This window comes from Streptomyces flavofungini (assembly GCF_041028215.1).
Lineage (GTDB): Bacteria > Actinomycetota > Actinomycetes > Streptomycetales > Streptomycetaceae > Streptomyces > Streptomyces flavofungini_B.
Map to the genome: position 1 here is coordinate 1 of NZ_JASKYR010000309.1, position 8,995 is coordinate 8,995.

Here is an 8,995-nt window from a genome sequence, read left to right on the forward strand (position 1 = left end):
CTGCATCGCCGACCTCGTATGGCCAAGGCCGGTGCCGGGCAATTGACTTGTCCCTACGCGGTCGGCGATGCAGGATCACTCGCGGCCCGCCTCTTCGACGCAACGGCCCACATCTCTCCGGGAGTCGCCATGATCGACGGACCGTACTTCGTGCTCGCCGTGCTCGGGGCGCTGGCCTGCGGTCTCGCCGCCGGAGCCTTCGCCGCGTTCTCGACGTTCGTGATGAGGGGGCTGGCCGCGCTGCCCCCGGCCCAGGGCATCGCCGCGATGAACGCGATCAACGTCACCGCGGTCAACCCGTGGTTCATGGCCATCTTCCTGGGGGCCGCGGGGCTCTGCCTGGTGCTCGCTGTCGTGACGTTCGTGCTCTGGCCGGAGGACGGCACCGCCGGGCTGCTCATCGGCTGCGTGCTCTACCTCGTCGGCTGCTTCGGCGTGACCGTCGCGGCGAACGTCCCGCGCAACGAAGCCCTCGCCGAGGTGGACCCGGAGAGCGAGGAGGGCGCGGCGTACTGGCGTGGGTACGTCCGCGAGTGGACCGCGTACAACCACGTCCGCACCGTCGCCTCCCTGGGCGCGGCGGCCTCGATCATCCTGGCCCTGACCTGACCCCCGCCCGGCACCCGGCACCCGGGCTCAGGGCTTGCGGGCCACCGCCGCGTACCCGGGGACGGGTCCCTGCGTCGAGTCCGTCACCCGCTCGCCGAGCTCCGGCTTCCACCGGTCGATGATGGCGACGCCGGGTTCGACGAACTCGTACCCGGCGAAGAACCTCGCCACCTCTGCCCGCGAGCGCAGGGCGAGGGTCATGCCGCGCGCCTTGTAGAGCCGGGCGGCCTCCTCGGCCGTGCCCGGCGTGAAGTCGCCCGTGCCGTGCGACAGCATGAGGTGGCTGCCCGGCGGCAGGGCGCGCATCATGCGTTCCACCAGCTCGTACGCGCCGTCCTCGGCGGAGATGAAGTGCAGCAGCGCCACCAGTGACAGGGCGATGGGCTTGCCGAAGTCCAGGACCTGGGAGGCCTCTTCGAGGATCTTCTCCGGTTCGCGGAAGTCCGCCTGGATGTACTCCGTGACGCCCTGCGGCGTCGAGCGCAGCAGGGCCTCGGCGTGGGCGAGGACGATCGGGTCGTTGTCGCAGTAGACGACGCGCGTCTCGGGGGCGATCTCCTGCGCGATCTGGTGGAGGTTCGGCTCGGTCGGAATGCCGGTGCCGATGTCGAGGAACTGCCGTATCCCCGCGCCCGCGAGCCAGCGCGTGGCACGCTGCATGAAGGCGCGGTTGTTGCGCGCCATGGTGAGCACGCGCCCGTCCATGGCGACGAGCTGCCGGCCCATCTCCTCGTCCACCGGGTAGTTGTCCTTGCCGCCCAGGAACCAGTCGTACATCCGTGCGGGGTGCGGCTTGCTGGTGTCGATGTACGACGGGTCGGTCACGGCAGCTCCACAAAGCCAGGAAGTCGGAACGGGTTACGGAGGTGACGGGTTACGGAGGTCAGGAGAGGAGGAAGTCGGCCTCGCCCGCCTTGGCCCCCTGGATGAACGCGTTGATCTCGCCGTAGGTGTAGATGAGCGCGGGGCCGTCCGGGTCGGCCGACTGGCGCACCGCGACCCTGCCGTCGGCCAGCTTCATGGCCTCCAGGCAGTTCCCGCCGTTCCCGCCGCTCCACGGCTTGTGCCAGCCGTCGCTGCCCAGCTCACGTGCGGGCATGCCGTTGTAGATGCGGGACTCCCCGCGGTTCTCGCTGCGCGAGTCGTCGCGGGCCCCGGGTGAACGCGGACCGGTGGGGCGGGTTCCGGCTCGGTGTCGGTCCATGTGTCACAGCTCCTTGCGGACGTCCCGGAGGAAGTCCTTCGTGCGTTGTGCGGTGGCGGCCTGAGCCGCCATGCGGTCCATGACCTCCAGGTGGGTGGCCACCTCGGTGCGCGCGTCCAGATAGACGGCGCCGGTCAGGTACTCGCTGTAGACCATGTCGGGAAGCTCCGCCATGGCGAAGCGGAAGATCACGAACGGTCCGTACGTTCCGGGGTGCGGGCCCGCCGAGAACGGCGCGACCTGAAGCGTGACATGGGGCAGTTCGGTGGCTTCGAGGAGCCGGTCGAGCTGGGCGCGCATCACCTCGGGCTCCCCCACGGGCCTGCGCAGCGCGGTCTCGTCCATCACGACCCAGAGCCGGGGCGCGTCCTCGCGGGTCAGCAGCGACTGGCGCTCCATGCGCAGCGCCACATACCGCTCGATGTCGGCGGGCCGGGTCTGGCCTATGGCGCCGGAGCGCATCACGCGGCGGGCGTACTCCTCGGTCTGGAGCAGGCCGGGCACGAAGTGCGGTTCGTAGGACCTGATCAGGCTGGCCGCGCCCTCCAGGCTCACGTACATGCTGAACCAGCCGGGCAGGATGTCGTGGAACCGCTGCCACCAGCCGGGCTTGTTGGCCTCCTCGGCGAGCGTCACGAAGGCCTCGGCCTCGTCGTCGGCGACGCCGTACGCCTTGAGCAGGAGCTGGAGGTACGGGATCTTCAGCGCGACCTCGGCCGTCTCCATCCGGCGGACGGTGGCGGGGGCGACGCGCAGGATCTTCGCGGCCTCCTCGCGCTTCAGGCCCGCGCTCTCACGCAGGTCCTGAAGGCGACGACCGAGAACGACCTGCCCGACGGTCGGCGCGGACCGCGGTTCGCTCACGTCTTCTACCTCCACCTGACTCCGCGCTGTGACGACGCACACCGCACCGCGAGCTCTTGCGAGCAGTGTGCCATGCGCACTCTCGGAGGAACACGCCACTGTGCACTTTTCAGAGTGGGTCTTGCCAAGGTGTTCCGGACGGGGCGATAGTGGAGAGCGTGACTCCGCCCGCGCCGTTAGGAACCGAAGCCGCCGAAGGCCGCCTTGGCGTTCTCGCCCAGGTCCGGCCGGACGATGCCGCCGAGGTCTGCGTCAGTTTCGTGCTCGCCCCTCATCCGGGCTCCGTCGCCCAGGCCAGACGCCTGATGCGCGCGCAGTTCGGTGTGTGGGCCGTGCGGGACGAGGACGCCTGCGAAGCGGCGGCTCTCATCCTCTCCGAACTGGTCACCAATGCCGTGGTGCACACCGCGAGCCGGCGGATCATCTGCGAGTTGTGCGCGGAGTCGGAGAAGCTGCGAATAACCGTGCGCGACGAGGGCTGCGGTTCAGGGATGCCGCGCCCGGCGCGAAGGGGGATGGACGAGGAGCACGGGAGGGGATTGCTTCTCGTCGATGCGGTGAGCAGCGCGTGGGGCGTCCACGACGCGGGGCCCGGGAACGGGCGGACGGTGTGGGCGGAGTTGCGACGAGTGACGGAAGCGACGGCGTGGACGTAGGCCGGTCGCGAGGGCGCCGGCGGGGAACGACGGCGGCGGGCACGGAGAACGGGTGAGTCGAGCGTGGCAGTGACGCGGGCGGGAGCTGTGTGAGCGCGGGTACGGTGCGACCGTTGGACCTGGGCACGCTCGTCGGGCTCTCCCGGCAGAGACAGCGCGCCGGAGCCCCGGCACCGACGCCCCTCCGGCTCCATCTGCCCGAGGGCATGACCGAACCGCTCGGCTGCGACGCGGTGTCGGTGCCCGCGCGGCTCGGCCCCCGGCTGATGGACCGCCTGCCACGGGTCGGATGCGTGTACGAGGACGGGCCGCGCTGGTGGTGGATCGTGCCCGCGGACTCCGACGTGGCCATGGAGTGGCCCGCGCCGGTCGCCTACTCGGCGGGCGCGGTGGTCAGGGACGCGGGATGCCGCCGTCCGGTGCTGATCAACCGCCCGGAGGGCGGCGTCCCCTACACCCCGCCGATCCCGCTGTATCTGGCGCTGTGCGGCGAGACGGGGACGACCCCCGGGTGGTCACGGGCCTACTCGTGAGCCCGTGCGGCTCACGCGGCCATGGCGGGCTCGGGCTCGCGCACGACCACCAGGAAGGCGTCCGACGCGAGGTCCATCACGACCTCCGCGCGCTGTCCCTCGTCCCGGCGGGCCCGCGCGAACTCCTCCGCGGGCCACGACCCGCGCGGCCCGCCCGCCGGGAAACGCTCCAGCACCGTGCGTCCGTTCATCATGGTTCCTGTCCCCCCGTGCCGTTCCGTACGCGGACCGAAGGTCTCGGTGCCGCCTCTTCTACGGAGAAGAACGCGCGGAACGCTCCGGGGGCTCGCGATGTGACCGAACCGCAACGGAGTTGAGGCGGATCCCGGGGTTCTCCCGGGGGCTCAGTCCTCGTACTCGTCGTGGTAGCGCACCCGCGCGCTGCCCGCGGGGGCTCCCAGCGCCGACGCCCGGCCACTCGGGCGCTCCCACTCCTCCTGCCGGCCGAGGGCGGTGAGGTCGAGGAGGCTGCTGGTGGAGCCGAGTCCGTCGAGTCCACGGGCGAAGGTGGCGTACGTGTGAAAGATCCGCTCGCCGTCCCGCAGGAAGCAGTTGATCGCGGGCACGTCGTGGGGCTCCTCGTCGGACGAGGCCCCGAAGTCGTGGTTGAAGTCCCCGCCGTTGGTCGAGAACCAGGGCACCGTCCAGCCCATGCGCGCCTTGAAGGCGAGCAATTTGGTGAACGGCGCGCGGGAGACCGCGACGAAGTTGGTGGACCGGGCCCGCAGGTGCGCGAGGTGCCCGATCTGGTCGAGGAAGCCGGAGCAGCTGCGGCAGCCCGCCTCCCACTCGGGCGCGAACATGAAGTGGTAGACGATGAGCTGATCCCGGCCGTCGAAGAGGTCGAGCAGCGTGGCCTTGCCGTCCGAGCCGTCGAAGTAGTACTCCTCGTCGACCTCCACCATCGGCAGCCCGCGCCGCTCTGCGTTGAGCGCGTCGCGGGCGCGGGTGGCCGCCTTCTCCTTGGCCAGCAACTCCTCACGCGCGATGTGCCACTGCGCACGCGTGACGATGTCCGGAAGTCCCATGGCGTGTCTCCTCCACCCTTCGGGCGTACCTCGGCGAAGGGTGGACCCGCGGCGTGCGTGGAACTCATCGCTCCCGGCGGGGAATTCTCAGAAAGTCACCGGAAGCCGGAGAAGTCCCCTGGTCCGGATGGACGGACGCCACCGCAAAGCGTCCCTCGGCACGGCGAGCGCGAGGCGCGGGAAGCGTTCGACGAGGGCGGCGAGCGCGGTCTCGGTCTCCAGGCGGGCCAGGGGTGCGCCGAGGCAGTAGTGGATGCCGTGGCCGAGCGCGACATGGCCGGTGGTGTCGCGGGCGAGGTCGAGGCGGTCGGGCTCGGGCTCGGGCTCGGGCTTGGGCTGGTCGGGCCTGGTTGCCTCCGGCCCGCTTCCGTCCGGCCCGTTGCCCTCCGGCCCGTTTTCCTCCGGCTCGGGCCGGTCCGCGTCCTGTTGTGTGGTGATCGCCATGCCTCCACCCTAAGCAGGGCATGCGGACGGCTCGGGGCGCCTCAGCCCTCGTACTCCTGGACGCGCCTCCCATGGCTCCGGTCGACAAGGCCGGGCAGGAGCGCGCCCAACTCCCCGGCGACCGACTCCACATCGACGGTCAGCAGCTCGCGGTCGCGCATCAGCACCCGGCCGTCCACGATCGTGGTGCGGACGTCCGCCGAGCGCGCGCTGTGCACGAGGGTGGCGGCGAGGTCGTGCACGGGCCGGGTGTGCGGACCGGACAGATCGACGAGGACGATGTCGGCCCGCAGCCCCTCGGCGAGGCTTCCGGCCCTCCCCGCGAGGCCGACGGCCCGTGCGCTCTGGAGGGTGGCGTGGTCGAGCGCCTGGCGGGCGGTCAGCCAGGTGGGGTCCCGCTCGGACCGCTTCTGGACGAGAGCCGTGAGCGCCATGGACTCCCATACGTCGAGGGTGTTGTTGGAGGCGGCACCGTCCGTGGCCAGGCCGACCGGGACGCCGGCCGAGCGCAGCGCCCGTACGGGTGTCGTGTCCCAGCCGAACTTCAGATAGCCGCGCGGCGCGGACGCCACGGCGGCACGTCCGCCCGCCCGGCGCAGCAAGGGCAGGTCGCGGGCGGTGTCGAGGCCGGTGGCGTGGGCGATGAGCAGATCCACGTCATCGGCGAGCAGCCCGGCGCGCGCCAGGGCCTCGATGGGGGTGTAGCCGTGTCTGGCCAGGCTGTTGTCGGTCTGCGCGCGGTTCTCGGCGGCGTGGATGTGGACCGGCAGGCCGTGTTCCCGGGCGAGTCCAGCGGTGGCGGCGAGGTCGGTGCCGTCGACGGTGTAAGGGGCGTGCGGGGCGAGGCAGGTGGTGATCCGGCCGCCCGCCGTCCCGCGCCGCCGCAGCGCGAAATCGAGCGAGGCGGCCCGGCCCTCGGGGCCCTGCGAGCTGAAGAAGGCCTGGCCGAGAAGGGCGCGCAGGCCGGTCTCCGCGGTGACGTCGGCCACCGTGTCCATGGCGAAGTAGTGGTCGGCGAAGGTGGTGACGCCGCCCCGGATCATCTCGGCGCAGGCGAGCCGGGCGCCTAGCTCGATCACCCGCTCGGTCAGATTGCTCTCGACCGGCCAGATCCAGTCGTTGAACCACGCAGGGGCGGGCAGGTCCTCGGCGAGGCCGCGCAGGGCCACCATCGGGGTGTGCGTATGGCAGTTGATCAGTCCGGGGAGGGCGACGCAGCCGCGCCCGTCGATGTGTTCGACGGCCGCCCCCGCGCCCTCGGCCGGGACGTCAGCTGAGACATCGGCCAAGAGGTCTGCCGAGACATCGGCCGAGTCGTCCGCCGAGACGGAGGCGATGCGCCCGTCGCGTACGGCGATGACGGCGTCCTCGACGAAGACGATCTCCCCGTCGGGGCCGTGGGTCAGGGCCGTGCAGCCGGTGATGAGGAGGTCGGCGGGCCTGGCGGGGCCGGGCGCGGCCGGTCCGGGCGGGCCCTGCGCGGGAGGCGGCGTCATCTGTTCACGGTAGTGCGAGTGCGCCTCCGGCGGCCCTGTCGCGGAGACGTTTTCGCGGGCACGCTGGCCTCACCCGCCGATGGGGCCGCTGGCCTCACCCGCCGTTGGGGCCGAGGGGCGAGCGGACAGGGGAGTCCGGACGAGGGAGTCGGTCATGCTCATCGGCACATGGAACCTGGAGAACCTCTACCGGCCCGGCGGCCCCTACGGGCCCCGCGACAAGGCGGCGTACGAGGCGAAGCTGGCCTCGCTCGCGGCGACCGTCGGCGCGCTGCGGCCGAGCGTCCTCGGGGTGCAGGAGGTCGGCGATCCCGCGGCCCTGGAAGACCTGGCGGGCCTGCTTGAGGGCACCTGGCACGTCACCCTCTCCGCGCACCCGGACGAGCGCGGCATCCGCGTCGGGTTCCTGACCACCCTGCCGGTCTCCGCCATCGCCGACGAGCGGGACTTCCCCGAGCCGCTGCGTCCCGTGCAGGTCGACGACGCGGGGCGGACGACGCGGCGGTCCGGGCGCGGGGTGCTCGCGGTGACGGTGTCGACGCGGGCCTTCTTCTTCGACGTGGTGGTCTGCCATCTGAAGTCGAAGCTGCTCTCCTACCCCGGCGGCCGTTTCCAGCCGCGCGACGAGGGCGAGCGCGCCCGGTACGCGGCCTACGCGCTCGGCCGCCGCGCCGCCGAGGCGACCGTGGTCCGCGCGCTCACGGACGAGCTGCTGCACGGTGACGGCAGGGAGCACGACCTCGCCGTGCTCGGCGACCTCAACGCGGAGGAGGGCGCCGCGACGACGCAGATACTCCTCGGCCCGCCGGGCTCCGAGATCGGCACGCCCGGCCACGACCGCCCCGACAAGGGCGACGCGGCCCGGATGTGGAACGTCGCCCCGATGATCCCGCCGGAGCAGCGCTTCTCCCGCATCCACGCGGGCCGCCGCGAGCTCATCGACCATGTGCTGCTGAGCCGTGGCCTGCTCGACCACGCCCGGTCGGCGGGGACGGGCGCGCCCGGGGCCGGGGCCGGGTCGCTGCCCTCGGTGGAGGACGGCGACCCGGCGGTCCGCGGGGACGCGGCGGGGTCGGACCACGCGCCGGTCTGGGTCCGCATCCAGCCCTGAGCGGCCCTGGCCTGGCCGGTGGGGCGGATGGTCAGCCGCGCGGCAGCACGGTCGACAGGACGCCCGGCAGCGGATACCAGTCGGCCGACACGATGCTGGCGTGCCGCCGCGCGAGCAGCGCGACGCGTTCGGCGGCCTGGGCCTCGGTCGGCCGGGTGCCGTCGATGGCGGGGGCGACGTTGTGCGCGTCGGTCATGACGACCAGGTAGCGCCGGTCGGCGTACCACTTGGTGTCTATGGTGCCGCCCGCGTACTTTGACGCGTCGCCGTCGAAGAGCACGAACCACGGCCGGATCGACGCGTCCGTGTACCGTCCGCGCGGGTCGCCCGCCTCCGCGCCGAGTACGGCGGGGAAGGCGGCGGCGTCGCCGAGGCGGCCCGCGGCGGCGAGGTCGCGCAGGTGGGTGGCGTACTCGCGGTCGGTCCACAGGGTGTCGGCGGGGTTGCCCTGCTCGACGGTGCCCGGTATCAGCTCCACGACGAACTTCCCCGCCAGGTCGGCGCGGTCCGGCCAGCCCTTGGCGCGTACCGCGTCGTCCAGGGTGGCGTGTCCCGCGGCGAGCTGGCCCGGCCGGTAGACGGCGTCGCCGAGCGCGTTCTTCAGCAGGGTGTCGAGGTCGGCGGGCCCGCGGCCCCTGTTGGCGAGGAAGCCGTCCTTCAGCTCCACCTTCAGGACGACGGGCCGGTGGCCGGGGTGGGCGTCGTGCCAGCTCCGGATGTCACGCAGACATCCGGCGAGGCTCTGGTTGCGGGGCTTGGTGCGCAGTTCGGCCGCGCTCCGCGCGTTCTCGCAGTTGTTGTCGTTGCCCAGCGGGTTGCTGTGCGAGACGCGCCAGCCGCTGCCGAACACGTTGGTCCACACGTCCAGCTCCAGCATGGCGGCGCCGGAGTCGAGGGCGTCGGCGAAGTAGGGGTACTTCACCTTCTCGTACGCGTTGTGCACGCCGACGCCGGTGGTGGCGGAGTAGGCGGCTGCCGCCGCCGTTGCGGTTGTGGTTGTTGCCGCTGCCGTTGTGGTTGCGGTTGTGGTTGCTCGCGGTGCGGGGGCCC

At 72.2% G+C, this 8,995-nt stretch carries 11 protein-coding genes and 1 pseudogene; 4 read left to right on the forward strand and 8 right to left on the reverse strand.

All coding sequences use genetic code 11. The annotated features are described in order from the left end of the window. Window positions 1–129: 129 nt before the first annotated feature. Window positions 130–609, forward strand: coding sequence for an anthrone oxygenase family protein (locus AB8Z36_RS21325; RefSeq protein WP_369214959.1), 480 nt, complete (start codon window positions 130–132; stop codon window positions 607–609). A 27-nt stretch (window positions 610–636) separates the two neighbouring features. On the opposite strand, the gene AB8Z36_RS21330 is transcribed toward AB8Z36_RS21325, so the two are convergent. The 3 genes from AB8Z36_RS21330 to AB8Z36_RS21340 all read right to left on the reverse strand — a co-directional run bounded on the left by AB8Z36_RS21330 (window position 637) and on the right by AB8Z36_RS21340 (window position 2,677). Further along, window positions 637–1,434 carry an SAM-dependent methyltransferase gene (locus AB8Z36_RS21330; RefSeq protein ID WP_369214951.1) on the reverse strand — a complete coding sequence of 266 codons (798 nt, stop codon included), beginning with the start codon at window positions 1,432–1,434 and terminating at the stop codon, window positions 637–639. A 58-nt stretch (window positions 1,435–1,492) separates the two neighbouring features. Beyond that, entirely contained in the window at window positions 1,493–1,708 is a 216-nt protein-coding gene (locus AB8Z36_RS21335) for a DUF397 domain-containing protein (protein WP_369214960.1), read from the reverse strand. Window positions 1,709–1,816: 108 nt separating this feature from the next. Beyond that, on the reverse strand, window positions 1,817–2,677 hold the full coding sequence (locus AB8Z36_RS21340) for a helix-turn-helix domain-containing protein (protein ID WP_369214952.1): 861 nt from the start codon (window positions 2,675–2,677) through the stop codon (window positions 1,817–1,819). Between the two features lie 158 nt (window positions 2,678–2,835). On the opposite strand from AB8Z36_RS21340, the gene AB8Z36_RS21345 reads away from it, so the two are divergent. After that, the gene (locus AB8Z36_RS21345; protein WP_369214953.1) at window positions 2,836–3,333 is read left to right on the forward strand and encodes an ATP-binding protein; all 498 of its coding nucleotides are present in this window, start codon (window positions 2,836–2,838) and stop codon (window positions 3,331–3,333) included. Window positions 3,334–3,446: 113 nt separating this feature from the next. Then, a complete protein-coding gene (locus tag AB8Z36_RS21350; RefSeq protein ID WP_369214954.1) occupies window positions 3,447–3,866 on the forward strand; it encodes a hypothetical protein in 420 nt (139 codons plus the stop codon). Between the two features lie 11 nt (window positions 3,867–3,877). Here AB8Z36_RS21350 and AB8Z36_RS21355 read toward each other — a convergent pair whose 3' ends face one another. From AB8Z36_RS21355 to AB8Z36_RS21370, 4 genes and pseudogenes are all read right to left on the reverse strand, one after another. Further along, complete coding sequence (locus AB8Z36_RS21355) at window positions 3,878–4,057, reverse strand: hypothetical protein (protein ID WP_369214961.1); 180 nt, start codon at window positions 4,055–4,057, stop codon at window positions 3,878–3,880. 153 nt (window positions 4,058–4,210) lie between these two features. Then, window positions 4,211–4,894 carry a DUF899 domain-containing protein gene (locus AB8Z36_RS21360; RefSeq protein WP_369214955.1) on the reverse strand — a complete coding sequence of 228 codons (684 nt, stop codon included), beginning with the start codon at window positions 4,892–4,894 and terminating at the stop codon, window positions 4,211–4,213. Window positions 4,895–4,981: 87 nt separating this feature from the next. Further along, window positions 4,982–5,212: pseudogene (locus AB8Z36_RS21365) on the reverse strand (cytochrome P450); the annotation flags it as partial. A 167-nt stretch (window positions 5,213–5,379) separates the two neighbouring features. Continuing rightward, window positions 5,380–6,834, reverse strand: coding sequence for an amidohydrolase (locus AB8Z36_RS21370; protein ID WP_369214956.1), 1,455 nt, complete (start codon window positions 6,832–6,834; stop codon window positions 5,380–5,382). A 154-nt stretch (window positions 6,835–6,988) separates the two neighbouring features. On the opposite strand from AB8Z36_RS21370, the gene AB8Z36_RS21375 reads away from it, so the two are divergent. After that, the gene (locus AB8Z36_RS21375; RefSeq protein WP_369214957.1) at window positions 6,989–7,945 is read left to right on the forward strand and encodes an endonuclease/exonuclease/phosphatase family protein; all 957 of its coding nucleotides are present in this window, start codon (window positions 6,989–6,991) and stop codon (window positions 7,943–7,945) included. A 31-nt stretch (window positions 7,946–7,976) separates the two neighbouring features. Here the strand turns inward: AB8Z36_RS21375 and AB8Z36_RS21380 are convergent. Next, a partial coding sequence (locus AB8Z36_RS21380) for a phosphatidylinositol-specific phospholipase C domain-containing protein (RefSeq protein ID WP_369214958.1) occupies window positions 7,977–8,995 on the reverse strand: 1,019 nt, incomplete at its 5' end.